The 16,125-nt window shown below is 55.6% G+C and carries 17 protein-coding genes; 10 read left to right on the forward strand and 7 right to left on the reverse strand.

Annotation, left to right across the window (positions count from 1 at the left end):
- The first annotated feature begins 6 nt into the window (after positions 1–6).
- Positions 7–546, forward strand: a complete 540-nt coding sequence (gene rimL / locus ACMGG5_RS17555; protein ID WP_148769343.1) for a 50S ribosomal protein L7/L12-serine acetyltransferase — start codon at positions 7–9, stop codon at positions 544–546.
- Here the strand turns inward: rimL and ydcK are convergent.
- Positions 541–1,521: a YdcK family protein gene (ydcK, locus tag ACMGG5_RS17560; protein WP_420278262.1), complete on the reverse strand. Its 981-nt coding sequence runs from the start codon at positions 1,519–1,521 to the stop codon at positions 541–543. The two genes, rimL and ydcK, sit on opposite strands and share 6 nt — an antisense overlap.
- A 134-nt stretch (positions 1,522–1,655) precedes the next feature.
- Here ydcK and tehB point away from each other — a divergent pair, with 134 nt between their 5' ends.
- A complete protein-coding gene (gene tehB / locus ACMGG5_RS17565) occupies positions 1,656–2,249 on the forward strand; it encodes a tellurite resistance methyltransferase TehB (RefSeq protein ID WP_048991127.1) in 594 nt (197 codons plus the stop codon).
- On the opposite strand, the gene pepT is transcribed toward tehB, so the two are convergent.
- A complete protein-coding gene (gene pepT / locus ACMGG5_RS17570; RefSeq protein WP_420278263.1) occupies positions 2,246–3,475 on the reverse strand; it encodes a peptidase T in 1,230 nt (409 codons plus the stop codon). The two genes, tehB and pepT, sit on opposite strands and share 4 nt — an antisense overlap.
- Positions 3,476–3,586: 111 nt before the next feature.
- Between pepT and ACMGG5_RS17575 the strand changes: the two genes are divergently transcribed.
- Together ACMGG5_RS17575 and ACMGG5_RS17580 are read left to right on the forward strand one after the other, a co-directional pair.
- Positions 3,587–5,182, forward strand: a complete 1,596-nt coding sequence (locus ACMGG5_RS17575; RefSeq protein WP_290094955.1) for an ABC transporter substrate-binding protein — start codon at positions 3,587–3,589, stop codon at positions 5,180–5,182.
- A gap of 135 nt (positions 5,183–5,317) precedes the next feature.
- On the forward strand, positions 5,318–5,992 hold the full coding sequence (locus ACMGG5_RS17580; protein ID WP_032647158.1) for a DUF3313 domain-containing protein: 675 nt from the start codon (positions 5,318–5,320) through the stop codon (positions 5,990–5,992).
- 34 nt (positions 5,993–6,026) lie between these two features.
- Here the strand turns inward: ACMGG5_RS17580 and ACMGG5_RS17585 are convergent, their stop codons facing one another.
- Positions 6,027–6,923: a DMT family transporter gene (locus ACMGG5_RS17585; RefSeq protein WP_024908428.1), complete on the reverse strand. Its 897-nt coding sequence runs from the start codon at positions 6,921–6,923 to the stop codon at positions 6,027–6,029.
- Between the two features lie 173 nt (positions 6,924–7,096).
- Between ACMGG5_RS17585 and ACMGG5_RS17590 the strand changes: the two genes are divergently transcribed.
- Positions 7,097–7,969 (forward strand): helix-turn-helix transcriptional regulator, encoded by an 873-nt coding sequence (locus ACMGG5_RS17590; protein WP_267216485.1) that lies wholly within the window; start codon positions 7,097–7,099, stop codon positions 7,967–7,969.
- Here the strand turns inward: ACMGG5_RS17590 and ACMGG5_RS17595 are convergent.
- Positions 7,949–9,136 (reverse strand): benzoate/H(+) symporter BenE family transporter, encoded by a 1,188-nt coding sequence (locus ACMGG5_RS17595; RefSeq protein WP_267215197.1) that lies wholly within the window; start codon positions 9,134–9,136, stop codon positions 7,949–7,951. The genes ACMGG5_RS17590 and ACMGG5_RS17595 overlap by 21 nt on opposite strands.
- Positions 9,137–9,207: 71 nt before the next feature.
- Here ACMGG5_RS17595 and ACMGG5_RS17600 point away from each other — a divergent pair, with 71 nt between their 5' ends.
- Positions 9,208–9,735, forward strand: a complete 528-nt coding sequence (locus ACMGG5_RS17600; RefSeq protein ID WP_048991135.1) for a helix-turn-helix domain-containing protein — start codon at positions 9,208–9,210, stop codon at positions 9,733–9,735.
- Positions 9,736–9,815: 80 nt separating this feature from the next.
- Entirely contained in the window at positions 9,816–11,780 is a 1,965-nt protein-coding gene (locus ACMGG5_RS17605; protein WP_024908432.1) for a peptidase U32 family protein, read from the forward strand.
- On the opposite strand, the gene ACMGG5_RS17610 is transcribed toward ACMGG5_RS17605, so the two are convergent.
- Complete coding sequence (locus tag ACMGG5_RS17610) at positions 11,781–12,011, reverse strand: DUF2554 family protein (protein WP_024908433.1); 231 nt, start codon at positions 12,009–12,011, stop codon at positions 11,781–11,783.
- Positions 12,012–12,255: 244 nt separating this feature from the next.
- On the opposite strand from ACMGG5_RS17610, the gene ACMGG5_RS17615 reads away from it, so the two are divergent.
- Positions 12,256–12,618 (forward strand): hypothetical protein, encoded by a 363-nt coding sequence (locus tag ACMGG5_RS17615; protein ID WP_024908434.1) that lies wholly within the window; start codon positions 12,256–12,258, stop codon positions 12,616–12,618.
- A 161-nt stretch (positions 12,619–12,779) separates the two neighbouring features.
- On the opposite strand, the gene ACMGG5_RS17620 is transcribed toward ACMGG5_RS17615, so the two are convergent.
- Both ACMGG5_RS17620 and ftrA read right to left on the reverse strand, forming a co-directional pair.
- Entirely contained in the window at positions 12,780–13,316 is a 537-nt protein-coding gene (locus tag ACMGG5_RS17620; RefSeq protein WP_420278264.1) for a dihydrofolate reductase family protein, read from the reverse strand.
- A 33-nt stretch (positions 13,317–13,349) separates the two neighbouring features.
- Entirely contained in the window at positions 13,350–14,357 is a 1,008-nt protein-coding gene (gene ftrA, locus ACMGG5_RS17625; protein WP_248272041.1) for a transcriptional regulator FtrA, read from the reverse strand.
- Between the two features lie 73 nt (positions 14,358–14,430).
- Between ftrA and ACMGG5_RS17630 the strand changes: the two genes are divergently transcribed.
- A complete protein-coding gene (locus ACMGG5_RS17630) occupies positions 14,431–14,844 on the forward strand; it encodes a rhodanese-like domain-containing protein (protein ID WP_061715159.1) in 414 nt (137 codons plus the stop codon).
- Between the two features lie 156 nt (positions 14,845–15,000).
- Positions 15,001–16,104 (forward strand): cobalamin-independent methionine synthase II family protein, encoded by a 1,104-nt coding sequence (locus ACMGG5_RS17635; RefSeq protein WP_420278265.1) that lies wholly within the window; start codon positions 15,001–15,003, stop codon positions 16,102–16,104.
- Positions 16,105–16,125 lie beyond the last annotated feature (21 nt).

Here is a 16,125-nt window from a genome sequence, read left to right on the forward strand (position 1 = left end):
GGCACCATGTCTTCAGAAATCATTCCCGTTTCACAACACATCGAACTGCGTTCCGTCGAAGAACATTACGCCACCGACCTGCACAATCTCGTCGTCAAAAACAGAGCCTTCCTGCAAACCGCCTTTGACTGGGCGCAGCACGTGGGCAGCGAAGAGGATACCCGCCGTAACGTGCAGAGTAACCAGATGCTGCACCAGCGCGGCTACGCCAAAATGTTTATGATCTTCAAGGATGGTGCGCTGGTTGGCGTGCTGTCGTTTAACACGATTGAACCGACCAACAAAGCTGGCTACATCGGCTACTGGCTGGATGAAGCCCACCAGGGGCAGGGCATTCTCTCCCGGTCTCTGCAGGCATTTATGCGCTACTACGTCGAACGCGGTGAGATCCGCCGTTTTGTGATCAAGTGTCGGGTGGCGAATCAGCACAGCAACAGCGTTGCCGTGCGCAACGGTTTTACGCTGGAAGGGTGCCTGCGGGAAGCGGAATACCTGAATGGCCGCTTTGACGATGTGAATATCTACGGCAGGATCTGTACCCTATAACGCCCCCAGCAGCGGCGTGCGGGTGATGTGCTGTTCGCCGTTAATCACTTTTTCGCCGCGCAGGTGAATGCTCTCGCCGGCAAACGCTTCAATGACCGCATCGTCGGTGATTTCAACCCGGTGTTCGATAAGCACATCTCCGCTGATGCGCGCGCGCCCCTGGATCACCACTTTATCATCCAGCATGATCGGCCCGCCGCGCAGCCAGGCCTGACCGCCAATCAGGACGTGATGCTTGATGACGCAGTTGCCTTCGACCACGGCATTCTCTGCAATCTGCGAGCTGTAGCGCACCGTGGGGATAGCATCGTCGTCAAACCCGGCTATCACGCGGGCGTTACCATAGACTTTTGCGCAGTCGCACACCCAGACGTTGTTCAGATCGTTACCCTCGAGGATCGCGTTGTCGAAGACTTCGGCCCGGTGCTCAACAAAGGCACAATTAACCATTGCCTCACCGTAGATTTGCGCCTGGTGCACAATGCGCGACTGGCTGACCGTCGCCTTATCGTAGATTTGTAGGATCTGTTCATGGTCCGGCGTTAACCCTTTGGCAGCAATCACCACGCTGTGATGCAGCACGCGTGCTTCGCCGTAGATATGACACTCGCCGCGTACGCAGGACTGCTGAATGGTGACGTTGTCACTTATGCGCGCCCCGTGGCTGACCTCCGCGCCGTCCAGCCAGCAGCTGTCGCCGATATGCGCGTCATGGCTAATGATGCACGGAAGGGTAAGGCGCGCGTTGCCGGACACGGTTGCACCCGCGAACACCACGCTGTTTTCGTCGTAGATCCAGCAGTCGCCGTCCTGCGCGAGGGCGCGCTCATCGTCAATCCAGCCGCCTTTCGTGCCGGCCGTCACGTCGTTAAAGTCCGCCGTCGCGACGATCTGCCGCAACGTCGCAGAGTGGGTGGTTTCGCCGTTTTTCCATTGCCAGAGGCGGGTTTCATCGCTGAGCCGGTATTTTTTCATCGTTTGATCTCTGGTATGCGTCTTCACTAAACGTAGCAAATTTTTCGGTTTTAGAACGGCTGGCAACCAGACGGTAAACACCTTAAAATGGCATGTAAAATGCAATTTCACTTTATGCGAACGCAGGAAAAACAATGACCGTCGATGAGAATTACTTCACAGAGAAATATGGCTTAACTCGTACCCATTCAGAGGTGCTGTACAGCGCGGAGATTGTGAAGCCCGGTAAAACGCTCGATCTGGGCTGCGGCAACGGCCGTAACAGCCTGTACCTCGCGGCCAATGGGTACGACGTGACCGCATGGGACAAGAACCCGATGAGCATCGACAATATCGAGCGCATCAAAGCGGAAGAAGGGATCGCTAATCTGCATACCGCGATTAAGGATTTGAACAACCTGAGCTTTGACGGCGAGTACGATTTTATTCTCTCCACCGTGGTGCTAATGTTCCTGGAGTCAAAAACCATCCCGGGCCTTATTGCCAACATGCAGCGCTGCACGAGGCCGGGCGGTTACAACCTGATCGTTGCCGCCATGGATACGGCGGATTACCCGTGCACCGTCGGCTTCCCGTTTGCGTTTAAAAGCGGTGAGCTGAGCAACTACTACGAAGGCTGGGAGTTGCTCAAATACAACGAAGACGTTGGCGAACTGCACCGTACCGATGAAAACGGCAACCGCATCAAGCTGCGCTTTGCCACAATGCTGGCGCGCAAGCCCGCTTAACGGGCGGCCAGCAGGCAGAGCTGGAGAGCAGTCTTGTAAGACGCCTCGAACGACGACAACGGCAGGAATTCAAACTTCGAGTGGAAGTTATGCGCCCCGGTGAAGAAGTTCGGGGTGAGTAGCCCTTTAGCCGAGAGCGCCGCGCCGTCGGTGCCGCCGCGCATCGGCGTCGGTTTCGGCGTGATGCCTAGCGATTCCATTGCCTCGAACATCAGATCGATGGCGCGTCGGTCTTCGCCAATCGCATTGCTGATATTGCTGTAGGTATCTTCAATGCGATAGTCCACCCTGGCCGTTGGATGTTGGGCGGCAATCAGCGCGGCAACGTCGGCAATCTGCTGCTTGCGGGCGGCAAAGCTGTCCTTGTCAAAGTCGCGGATATTGGCCTTTAGAACGGCCTCGTTCTGTCCGGCCTGAATGCCGTTAAACCAGATATAGCCTTCACGTCCCTCGGTGCACTCCGGCGTTTGCTGGCGGTCAAAATGGTTGATGTAGTCAGTCGCCATCAGCAGGGGATTCACCAGCACGCCTTTGGCGGACATCGGGTGCGCCGTCACGCCGGTAAAACGGATCTCCGCGGCTGCCGCATTAAAATTCTCGTAGACAATTTCCCCCAGCTCGCAGCAGTCGATGGTCCAGGCAAAGTCGACGTCGAAGCGCTTTAGATCGAGTGCCTTGGCGCCGTTCAGGCCGATCTCTTCGTCAGGCACAAACGCCACGACGATATCCCCATGCTGATGTTCCGCCGTCAGGTTTTCCAGCACCGTCATGACCACCGTGACCGCCGATTTATTATCGGCGCCCAATACGCTGGTACCGTCGCTGAAAATAATCTCCTCATTCGGATAAGCCAGAATTTCCGGATGCTCTTTAACCCGCAGCCAGATGTCTTTCTCTTTATTCAGACAGAGATCTTCACCGGTAAAGGTTAATATTTGTGGATGAATATCCGGTGAAAGTCCCACGTCGACGGTATCAATATGGGTAATAAAGCCGATGCGCGGCGCACCGGGCACGTTGCCTTTTTTTACCGCCGTTACCGTGGCGAATTCATCAATCACAATATCGTCTAACCCCAGCTGTGCCAGCTCCTGCGCAAGCTCCCGCGCCATGTCGTGCTGGCCCGGCGTTGAGGGCAGGGTTTTGACTTTGGGATCGCTCTGGCTGGTGATCGCGAGATAGCGGAAAAAACGGTGCGTTAATTGTCTGGAAAGCGGCGAGCCCATAGTGATTTATTCCTTATTTATTTTTCAGGTGTTTGCCACTTCACTTTAATGTTATTTATGAAATGGCAAAAGAATTAATTAGCCGTCGAATTAAAAAGACAGGAATAAATGATGAAAAGCAAACTCACAACTATAGCGCTGGCACTCGCTGCACTCACGGTCAGTTCCGCCGTTGCCGCGAAAACGCTGGTGTATTGTTCCGAAGGATCGCCGGAAAACTTTAATCCTCAATTATACACCTCGGGAACCAGCGTGGACGCCAGCGCCGTGCCGGTCTATAACCGTCTGGTTGATTTCAAACCCGGTACCACGGAGCTGGTGCCGAGCCTGGCGGAGCGCTGGGAGGTGAGCGACGACGGCAAGGTTTATACCTTCCATCTGCGTAAAGGCGTGAAGTTCCAGAGCAATAAATCCTTTACGCCGACCCGCGACTTTAACGCCGACGACGTGATTTTCTCGTTTATGCGGCAGAAAGACGTGAATCATCCTTACCACAAGGTCTCTAACGGCAGCTACTCCAACTTCGAAAGCCTGGAGTTTGGCAGCCTGATAACCAGCATTGATAAAGTCGATGACCATACCGTGCGCTTTACCCTGGCGCACCCGGAAGCGCCGTTTGTCGCCGATCTGGCCTGGTATTTTGCCTCAATCCTTTCAGCGGAGTATGCCGACGCGATGCTGAAAGCAGGCACGCCGGAGAAGGTGGATATGGAACCCATCGGCACCGGGCCGTTTAAGCTGGCGCAATATCAGAAGGACTCCCGGATCCTGTTCACTGCGTTTGCCGACTACTGGCAGGGAAAATCGAAGCTGGACAGGCTGGTGTTCAGCATCACCCCGGATGCCTCAGTGCGTTTTGCCAAAATTGAGAAGAATGAATGTCAGGTGATGCCGTTCCCGAATCCGGCCGATCTGCCGCGCATGAAGGCCAACAAAGACATTAATCTGATGAGTAAGGCGGGGCTGAATACCGGCTTCCTGGCGTTCAACACGCAGAAGCCGCCGCTGGATAACGTGAAGGTCCGTCAGGCGCTGGCGATGGCCATCAACAAACCGGCGATTATTGATGCGGTGTTCCACGGTACCGGCACCGTGGCGAAGAATCTGCTGCCGCCGGGCGTCTGGAGCGCCGACAGCGAGCTTAAGGATTATGATTACGATCCCGAAAAGGCGAAAGCTCTGCTGAAAGAGGCCGGTTTTGCCAGTGGCGTGAGCGTCGACCTGTGGGCGATGCCGGTGCAGCGTCCTTACAATCCGAATGCGAAACGCATGGCGGAGATGATTCAGGCGGACTGGGCGAAAATCGGCGTACAGACCAAAATCGTCACCTACGAATGGGGTGAATACCTTAAGCGCGTGAAGGGCGGCGAACATCAGGCCGCGCTGATGGGCTGGACGACCGCAACGGGCGATCCCGATAACTTCTTTGGTCCGCTGTTTACCTGTACCTCGGCAAACGGCGGCTCAAATTCGGCGAAATGGTGCTATAAGCCTTTTGATAAAATTATTGCGGAAGCAAAATCAACGACCGATCGCGATAAACGCGTGGCGCTGTATAAAGAGGCTCAGCAGATTATGCATGACCAGATGCCCGCGGTGATGATTGCGCATTCAACCATTTTCGAACCGGTGCGCAAGGAGGTGACGGGCTATGAAATCGACCCGTTTGGCAAACATCTGTTCTGGCAACTGGATATAAATCAGTAATTTTTCACTGCCCGGTGCGCCTCCGGGCAGTCTTTTTGCAATTTGTGCTCACCGCATCATTTTTTGTCACAACAAACCCGCCAGTCTTTTGCTATAACTTCAAATGCATACTTGCAGATAACATGGAAAACTATCATGCGTACTCAAACTTTTTTTAAAGTTGCAGTGCTTACTGGTCTGTTGGCGTTAGCGGGCTGTTCTTCAAAAGTCGCCGCCCCGGAACAATACTCAGGCTATTTAAAAAACTATTCTGGCTTGAAGGAAACCACGTCAGCAACGGGCAAACCAACATTGCGTTGGGTTGACCCGTCATATAACGAAGCCAATTATGACAGTATCGTCTGGAATCCGATTACGTATTATCCCGTTCCAAAACCAACTACGCAGATTGGTCAAAAAACGCTGGATGAGTTGCTGAGTTATACCAATAACAAAATGAAAACCGCGGTTGGCCAGCGTAAACCTATCGTCACTACGCCAGGGCCGCGCAGCCTGATCTTCCGCGGTGCGATTACCGGGGTAAGCTCGAAGAAAGAAGGTCTGCAATTCTATGAAGTGGTGCCTGTTGCGCTGGTTGTAGCGGGTACGCAAATGGCGACGGGTCACCGTACAATGGATACCCACCTGTACTTTGAAGGTGAGTTAATTGATGCGAAAACCGGCAAGCCGGTCATTAAAGTAGTTCGTAAAGGCGAAGGTAAAGAGCTGAATAACGAAAGCACACCAATGACCTTTGCAACGCTGAAGCAGGTTGTTGATGACATGGCGACGGATGCCACCATGTTTGATGTGAAAAAGACCGCAAAATAAAATAAAACGGCCTGCGTAATGCAGGCCTTTTTATTTATGCCATCCGTAAGCGCCTGAACCAGGTTTCCGGTTTGGTAAACATCACCATATTACCTCCCAGAATCAGCACTAACCCCACGATACCGTTGATATGCCAGACGTACCCTTCATACACCGTGGAGATGGAGAGCGCCACCAGCGGGAAGAGCAGCGTGCTATAGGCCGCTTTGCCTGGACCAATGCGTCCCACCAGCGTGAAGTAGGCACCAAAAGCAATCACCGAGCCAAACAGAGCCAGATACACCAGCGCACCGAGATAGCTCACCGTCCATTCCGGCACAAAGCTGTCGCCTCTGAACAGGGCAATGCAGCCCATCACCAGCGTGCCATAGAGCATCGCCCAGGCGTTGGTGGTCATGGTTTCCAGTCCTCTGCGCTGATGGCGCATGCTGATCATATTGCCCAGCGAGAAGCCGTAGGTACCGAGTGCGGAAAGCCCAATCCCGGTCAGGAGTGACGCGCTCCAGCCGCTGGCCAGAAGATCGTCCCAGAAGAGGGTGATGATCCCAACCAGCCCCAGTGCCGCCGCCGTCCAGAACCGCGCGGGCGGGCGCTGCCCGAAGAAAATAAAGCTGTTAATGGCGTTATAGAGTACCGCCATGGAGAAGATCACCGACTCCAGCCCGGTGTTGATGTGCGAGGCTGCGGTGTAAAAACACCAGAAGTTAAAGCAGAAAACGCAGCATCCCTGGAGTATGCAATATAGGTGATCCCGCAGCGCCAGCGTGCGCAGGCGTCGCAGGGCGATTAACACCATCATCATCGTGAGGCTGGCGACGGCGAAACGCCAGAAAATAGAGACGGGCGCCGCCACGGAACCCTGCTGCAGAAAAATGGCAATCCAGGTGGTTCCCCAGATGACCACCACCAGTCCATAGAGTAATGCGTTCATATTTTTCTCTTCTCAAACCCCGAAAGCACGCAGTATGGCGCTGAGATGCGTAACGGGCTTTCACCGGCTTGCGGGTGACTTGCAAAATCTTGCGCTTTTTTCTTCCGCGGGGACTGGCAACGGGAGACAACTCTTCTTAGACTGAGATTCCGGTCAATCACGCGCTAACGGTTATGTCTCACGCTTACGATACCTTTGAAACGCTTTGCCAACAGAATGCGGTCCTGCGGGAAACCGTCTCGCTGAATTCGGGTATTCAGCTGGCAGCGTGGTACAACAAGCACGATACGATAACGGTAAAAAGCAACCATCATACCCTCAGCCTGTACGTGGCTGACGGCTACGAAAGCTATCAAAAAACGCCGGGCGGCTGGAAGAACGGCGGGGGTCCGGACCGTTTCTGTTTGATGCCCAAAGAGAGCGAATCGACGTGGGATATCCGTGATGACCTGTCGTTTGTGCATCTCTACTGCACCGATGAACACCTGCGCGACGTAGGGGAAAAAATCTGGGACAAGCGCCCGCTATCGCTGACCCTTGACGAGCGCATTTTTGGTAGCGACCCGAAGATTACCACGCTGTATCGCCAGTTTTTACTGGGCTGCGACTGGCAGCAGCACGCCAACCAGCTCACTCTGAGCACGGCCTCCACGCTGCTGCTGACCCATCTGCTGCAAAACTACGCTAACGTGCAGTGGAAGCTGCCGGTCGTGACCGGCGGGCTATCGCCTTTCGTGCTGCGCAACGTCCTCGCCTTTATCGAAGAGAATCTCGGGCAGCCCCTGACGCTGGCCGAACTGGCGGCGCAGGCTGCCCTCAGCGAATACCATTTTGCACGCATGTTCCGCCAGTCGACGGGGCTGGCGCCGCATCAGTATGTGATGCAGAGGCGAATGGATAAAGCGAAAGCCCTCGTCCAGCACACGGCGACGCCGCTGACGGAGATCGCGCTTGCCTGCGGGTTTAACTCCGCCAGCCATTTCAGCAACCGCTTTCGCAGCGCAACGGGCATGACGCCTTCGCAGCTACGCGCGGCGAGCGCGTGAAAACAGGGCGTAGCACACCCCGCCCAAGACCAGCCCCCAGAATGCCGAACCGATGCCCAGGATCGTGACGCCGCTCGCGGTCATCAGGAATGTAACGATGGCCGCATCGCGCTCCGCTTCGTGGCTTAATGCCTGATATAAACTCCCGCTGATGGTGCCCAGCAGCGCCAGACCGGCGAGCGTCTGGATCCAGCTAAGCGGCAGCGCGGCCATCAGCCCGGTAATGGAGCCGCCGAAAATCCCCGCCAGCAGATAAAACCCTCCGGCTGCGATGGCCGCCAGCCAGCGTTTATCGGCATCCGGGTGCGCATCAGGGCTTTGACAAATAGCGGCAGTAATGGCCGCAATGCAGATAGAAAAGACGCCAAACGGAGAAAACAGCAGCGCCAGTCCACCCGTGACGATGATGAGCGGTGAGACCGCCAGCGGGTAACCGGAGGCCTTCATCGTCGCGAACCCCGGCGCGTTTTGCGAGGCCATGGTCACCAGGAAGAAGGGCACGCCAATACTCACCAGGCTTGTGAAGGTGAAGGCGGGTGCAATAAACTCAGGCATCACCAGAGAAAGCGTGAGCTTATCGGTGACAACGTCACCTCCCGCCCAGGCCACAATACCGCCGACCAGCAGCGTAACGACGATGGCATAGCGCGGAGCCAGCGCTTTTGCGATCAGCCACGCCGCAATCATGCTGCCGCACAGCAGAAAGTGCCCTTCGAGATGCGCAAACGCGTGCAGGCCAAACTGCAGCAATACCCCCGCCAGCATGGCGGCAGCAAGCGAATGGGGGATCAGCTTCATCAGACGGGCGAAGAGCCCGGTAATGCCGCAGAGCAAAATAAGCGCGTTCGCAAAGATGAACACGCCGATGGTTTCCGCCAGCGTGACGCCGTGCAGGCTGGTGGCGAGCAGCGCCGCGCCGGGCGTCGACCAGGCGGTCAGGACCGGCGCCTTGTACCACCAGGAAAGCGCCAGCGTGCTGACGCCCATCCCAATTCCCAGCGCGGTCATCCAGCCCGCAATCTGCTGTGCGCTGGCGCCTGCCGCAGCGGCAGCCTGCCAGATGATGGCGGCCGAGCTGGCGTAACCGACCAGCACGGCGACAAATCCAGCCAGTGCGACTGGAACAAGGTGAGAGGAAGGGCGCATGAAAACTCCGTTGTGCGTTATAGCGTCCGGGATAAGGTAGCACTGTGCGCTATAGCGTACAAGTGGTATGCTGGTCGTCACCAGGAGGGAACATGGACATCACACGACATCTTGCAACCACATTGAAAACGCTGCGCCAGGCGCGCGGCTGGAGTTTGTCGAAGCTCGCAGACGAGACCGGCGTGTCAAAGGCCATGCTCGGGCAAATCGAGCGCAATGAATCCAGCCCGACGGTGTCGACGCTGTGGAAAATTGCCACGGGACTGAACGTTCCGTTTTCCGCCTTCATCACGCCGGAGGCGGACCAGCAGGCGGTATTTGACCCCCAGCAACAGGCGATGGTCGTCAAGCCGCTCTTTCCGTGGGACGAGACGCTCAGATTTGATTATTTCTCCATTACCCTGGCACCCGGCGCGCTGAGTGAATCCACGCCGCATGAGGCCGGAGTGATTGAACATGTGGTGGTGGTCAGCGGCGAGCTGGAGATGAAGCTTGACGGCAAGTGGCAGACGATTTCTGCCGATTCGGGCGTCCGTTTTGCCGGCGATAAACCGCACGCCTACCGCAACAGCAGCGACCGGACGGTGCATTTTCACTCCCTGATTCATTATCCCCGCTGAGGCTACGCAAAACTGTTTCGCTGACGCATACTTCTGACTACAATAGCCGCCATTTTGACCATAACGGATAACGACGAAGTATGCGCCTGCAATCCCATCATCTTGAACTTTTAAGCCCGGCCCGCGACGCCGCCATAGCCCGTGAAGCGATCCTTCATGGCGCTGACGCCGTCTACATTGGCGGCCCTGGCTTTGGTGCCCGCCATAACGCCAGCAACAGCCTGAGCGATATTGCTGAACTGGTGCCGTTCGCCCACCGTTTCGGGGCGAAAGTGTTCGTGACCCTGAACACCATTCTTCATGATGATGAGCTGGAGCCTGCGCAACGTCTGATTACCGATCTCTACCAGTCCGGGGTGGATGCCCTGATTGTTCAGGATATGGGCGTGCTTGAGCTGGATATTCCGCCCATTGAACTGCATGCCAGTACCCAGTGTGATATCCGTACGGTCGAGAAGGCGAAATTTCTCTCCGACGTCGGCTTTTCACAGATCGTCCTCGCGCGCGAGCTGAATCTGAATCAGATCCGCGATATTCATCAGGCGACAGACGCGACGATCGAGTTCTTTATCCACGGCGCGCTATGCGTGGCCTATTCCGGTCAGTGCAATATTTCCCACGCCCAGACGGGCCGCAGCGCCAACCGCGGCGACTGCTCTCAGGCCTGCCGTCTGCCGTATACCCTGAAAGACGATCAGGGCCGCGTCGTGGCGTTCGAAAAACACCTGCTCTCTATGAAGGATAACGATCAGACTGCCAACCTGGGCGCGCTGATCGACGCGGGCGTGCGTTCCTTCAAGATTGAAGGGCGCTATAAAGATATGAGCTACGTGAAGAACATCACCGCGCACTATCGCCAGATGCTGGACGCCATTATTGAGGATCGCGGCGACCTGGCGCGCGCGTCGGCCGGCCGCACCGAGCATTTCTTTATTCCGTCGACGGACAAAACGTTCCACCGCGGCAGCACGGACTATTTCGTGAATGCCCGTAAAGGGGATATCGGCGCGTTTGACTCACCGAAGTTTATCGGTTTACCGGTCGGCGAAGTGCTGAAAGTGGCGAAAGATCACCTTGATGTTGCAGTGACGGAGCCGCTGGCGAACGGCGATGGCCTTAACGTGATGATTAAGCGCGAAGTCGTGGGCTTCCGTGCGAATACGGTCGAGAAAACCGGCGAGAACCGCTACCGCGTATGGCCGAATGAAATGCCAGCCGATCTCTACAAGGCGCGACCGAACGCGGCGCTTAACCGTAACCTCGATCATAACTGGCAGCAGGCGCTGCTGAAAACCTCCAGCGAACGACGTATCGCCGTGGATATTGAGCTGGGCGGCTGGGAAGAGCAGCTGATCCTGACCATGACCTGTGAAGATGGTATCAGCGTGACGCATACGCTCGATGGTCTTTTCGAGGTGGCAAACAACGCGGAAAAAGCGCTTAGCAGCCTGAAGGATGGCGTGGCGAAGCTGGGCCAGACGATTTACTACGCGCGCGCTATCGACGTGAATCTGCCGGACGCGCTGTTCGTGCCGAACAGCCTGCTTAACCAGTTCCGCCGAGAAACGGCAGAGATGCTGGATGCCGCGCGCCTGGCTCAGTATCCGCGCGGTAGCCGTAAAGCCGAAGCCGTCCCTGCGCCAGTATACCCGGACACCCATTTGTCCTTCCTCGCCAACGTTTACAACCATAAAGCACGTGAATTCTATCATCGCCACGGCGTGCAGCTGATCGACGCGGCCTATGAAGCGCATGAAGAGAAGGGCGATGTGCCGGTGATGATCACCAAGCACTGCCTCCGCTTTGCGTTTAACCTGTGTCCTAAGCAGGCTAAAGGTAACATTAAGAGCTGGAAGGCCACCCCAATGCAGCTGGTAAACGGTGACGAAGTTCTGACCCTTAAGTTCGACTGCCGTCCTTGCGAAATGCATGTGATTGGCAAGATGAAAAACCACATCTTCAAAATGCCGCAGCCCGGCAGTATTGTGGCATCCGTCAGTCCGGACGACCTGATGAAAACCCTGCCAAAACGCAAGGGCAGTTAATTACCTGACGTGCGTGTCCGGTTTGCGCGACTTCTGCCACAGGTGGTGTTCGCGCAAACCCTCCGCCGACTCTTCCGCAGCGCTTCGCAACTCATCGCTGTCGGCTTCATGACGAAGCTGATGCGCCACGTTCTTTACCCATAAATATTCATGTCCTTTGTGCCCGGCCATAAGCTGGCCTGAAAACAGCGCACAAATAAGCATTATGAAAGATAACCCTTTTTTAATCATGGATTCCCCGCTGAAAAACAATGCCGGATAATCATGTCGATTATTTCCTGGTGTTATTATTTAAAAATTAAAATTAGCGAAAAGAAAATGTCAAATAATGTGGGTTCGGAATAGTGATTAGGATATTTCCTAAAATTCATCCTAATCTTTGTAAAGCTCCATTTCTGGACCACAATTGGATGTTTGCATTAAGGATTAATCTTATATAATAGTTATCTTGGGCTAAGGAACAGGTCATTTATAAATGAAAAAAATAGTAGCGCTTGCGCTTCTGGCGGCGGCTGTTGTAGCCGTTGCAGGGGTTCGTTATGCAGGTAATGACGAACCAGAATATATTCAATCTGCAGAAATTCGCGTGGGTTCCTATTTAACCAGCGACTATGGTGGCGTTGCCTGCACCAGCAAAAAAGTGAACGATCAGCGTTGGGAATTAGATTGCACTCATCAGGCAAGAGGAAAAACATTCCAGTTCGCGGTGTATCCCTCTGAAAAAGCACCTTATGGTGTCGCACGCTCCTTTTATCTTGAAGCCATTAACGATGACGCAAAACAGAGCGCTGAACAGGGGCTTATGCGTTATTTGCAGATCAATACCCATGCAGGTTAATAAGACTGTTTAACCTTCGTTAAGACAACGGGTGTTAGGTTGTATGGGATCCGCAGCCCGGCCATGGAGTGTCGGGACGTAGAGACCAAAATACAAATCTATCCATGCAAGCATTTACCGCCATTTTTGGCGGTTTTTTTTGCTCAGTGTTTACCCTGGTTTTATGGCTTCAGTCGATAATGTGACTGCACCAGGCCAGAAGGGAAGCTGCGGCTTGATACCAGCGTCAAATCGATATCTCCGGACAGGGCGCCGAACAGCGACTTTCCCGATCCGAGCAGAACAGGAACGGTCGTGATCACCATATCCGCTACCAGTCCTTCGCGCAGGAACGACTGGATCACCTGTCCACCATCGAGATAGACGCGATGGACGTTCTGCATCGCCAGATCGTCGAGCACCTCCTTTGGCGTGCGGCCGGAAAACTGTACTTTACCCCTCAATGCGTCGGGCACGGGCGTATCGGCCAGCTGTCGGGAAAGCACCAGCACGGGCCGATCATACGGCCATGTGTCAAAAGTCAGCACCTTCTCATAGCTCCCCCGGCCCATCATGATCCACTCTTTGTCCGCGATGAACGCCGCATAGCCATGATCCTCAGTCGGGTCATCGCGCTGCAGCAGCCACTCGATATCGTCATTCTGTCGGGCGATGTAGCCATCAAGACTGGTTGCGATGAAAACGTGTGTGGTGACCATCAGGTGCTCCGTATTAACCATAAAACTAACGCCTCAGCGGGCGGTACCAGTACGTGAAAATTGTTTGCGATACTGAGCCGGGGAGAGCGCGAACTGCTGGCGAAAGTGATGACGTAATGTCGATGCCTGACCAAACCCGGTCTGTTCCGCGATGCTGTCGATGCTTAACCGGCTGCTTTCCAGATAATCTTTCGCTCGCAGCAGGCGCTCATTGATCAACCAGCGTGCGGGCGTCATTCCCGTTGCCGCCTCGAAGCGGCGAAGAAAGGTGCGCTGGCTCATTCCGACCCGACGCGCCAGCGAGTCGACGCTATGCGCGTCGATAAGATGCGTGTGCAGAAAATCAAACAGCTGGCCGAGACGTTGACTCTCCCGCAGCTGCGCCACCGGGCGGCTCAGCTGCTGCGGCTGAGATCCATCCCTGTGAGGGGGAATGACCAGCCGACGCGCCACGCTGTTGGCGGTTTCCATGCCATAATCCCGACGCACAACGTGCAGGCAGAGATCGATCCCCGCCGCGCTGCCCGCAGAGGTCAGTATATCGCCCTCATCCTGGTAGAGCACATCCTCAACCACGTCGATGTCAGGGTAACGGGTTTTTAGCGTATCAATGTAGCGCCAGTGCGTCGTGGCTTTACGTCCATTCAACAGCCCCGTAGCGGCCAGGACAAACACACCCGAACAGATGGAGAGTAGCTGACACCCGCGCACACTGGCCTGACGCAATGCGCCGCAGAGCGCATCCGGAACCGGTGAGTCCAGCCCCCGCCAGCCCGGAACCACAATCAGATCGGCAGACTCAAGCAGGGAGATATCGCCATCGGTAATGATGCGGATCCCGCCCGTCGCCCGAAGTTCACCGCTGTCCACGCCCGCCACGGCAAAACGATACCATTCGTCGCCCAGCTCGGGGCGAGGCAGGCCGAAGATTTCCACCGCCACCCCAAACTCAAAGGTACACAGACCGTCATACGCCAGCACGACCACCTTCGGGCGGGCAAGTTGTCTTAAGTTTGTCATCTTTTTGCTGTTTTCTGGCATAAGCGAGCGCATTCACGGGCTGAATTTGTGGATAGAGTAGTGTTAACACAAACGCCAAAGATGAGGAAGGATCATGAGCTATGTTACTGAATTTCCGGCTGCCGAGCCGCAGGAAGCTGTTACCCATTTTCTGCGTCGCCTGAGCGTCGAAACCGACTGTGCCGATGTGCATCATGCCATCGCCAATAATGAGCAGGACTTTGTTTTGCTGCATGTGGTGGGGAGCCCGGAGCAGTTTGCCCGTCGTCACGTACCTGGCGCATTGCATCTGCCGCGGAGCCAGATTACCGCTGAGCGCATGGCTCAATGGCCTGAAGGCACGCTGTTCGTTGTCTACTGCGCAGGGCCGCACTGTAACGGCGCGGACAGAGCCGCGCTCAAGCTGGCGCGCCTCGGGCTGCCGGTCAAAATCATGCTCGGGGGGATCGCCGGCTGGGAAGATGAAAAGTTCGCCTTTGCCAGCAGCGAAACCGCCGCCGCGCTGTGAAGATGAATTTTTTTCAATGCCCGTGAAATTTTCTCGTTTGCCGACGCCGGTGAGGTATGACATTGTTTTTGGACATTTAGACATCCAGAAGTCTAAAACTTCAAATAATGAATTATCACTGCTGGCAATTACCGTCGGCAGACTGAGGAGATTTCCATGCAACGACACCACGCCCCGTACCGCGCCGATGTAGTCGGCAGTTTTTTACGCCCGGATGCCATCAAACAGGCGCGCCTGAAGTTCGCCAGCGGCGAAATCGATGCCGGACAGCTTCGCGCGGTAGAGGATGAGGCCATTCGCCACGTCGTTGAGCAGCAGTGTGCGTGCGGCCTGCACGTGGTCACCGACGGCGAGTTTCGTCGTGCCTGGTGGCACTTCGACTTCTTCGACGGACTGCAGGGCGTTGAACGTTACGATTCACAGCAGGGCATCCAGTTTAACGGGGTGCAAACCAAAGCCCACGGTGTGCGCGTCACCGGCAAGCTGGGTTTCGGTGACCATCCAATGCTCGAAGATTTTCGCTATCTGAAAAGCATCAGCGGGAACGCCCAGCCGAAAATGACCATTCCCAGCCCGAGCGTGCTCCATTTCCGCGGCGGTCGCAAAGACATTGATGCGACCGTCTATCCGGACCTGAACGTCTATTTCGACGATCTGGCCGCCACCTGGCGTGATGCCATTCGCGCTTTCTATGACGCGGGCTGCCGTTATCTGCAGCTGGATGACACCGTCTGGGCCTATCTCTGTTCGGACGATCAGCGCCGTCAGATCCGCGAGCGCGGCGATGATGCCGATGAGCTGGCGCGTATCTATGCCCGCGTTCTGAACAAGGCGCTGGAAGGCAAGCCGGACGATCTGACCATCGGGCTGCACGTCTGTCGCGGTAACTTCCGTTCCACCTGGATCTCCGAAGGCGGCTATGAGCCGGTGGCGGAAGTGCTGTTCGGGACGGTCAACGTTGACGCGTTCTTCCTTGAATATGATAACGACCGCAGCGGGGATTTCGCGCCATTGCGCTTTGTTCGACCGGGCAAGCAGCAGGTGGTGCTGGGGCTGATTACCACGAAAAACGGCGAGCTGGAGAACCCGGAAGGAATTAAAGCTCGTCTGGAAGAAGCGGCGAAATACGTGGCGAAAGAGCAGATCTGCCTCAGCCCGCAGTGCGGCTTTGCCTCTACCGAAGAGGGCAACAGCCTGAGCGAAACCCAGCAGTGGGACAAAGTCCGTCTGGTCACGCAGATCGCCAGCGAAGTCTGGTAAAATCGACCTCCTCCGCGCTGC

The organism is Enterobacter sp. BNK-34, assembly GCF_048684445.1.
Lineage (GTDB): Bacteria > Pseudomonadota > Gammaproteobacteria > Enterobacterales > Enterobacteriaceae > Enterobacter > Enterobacter pseudoroggenkampii.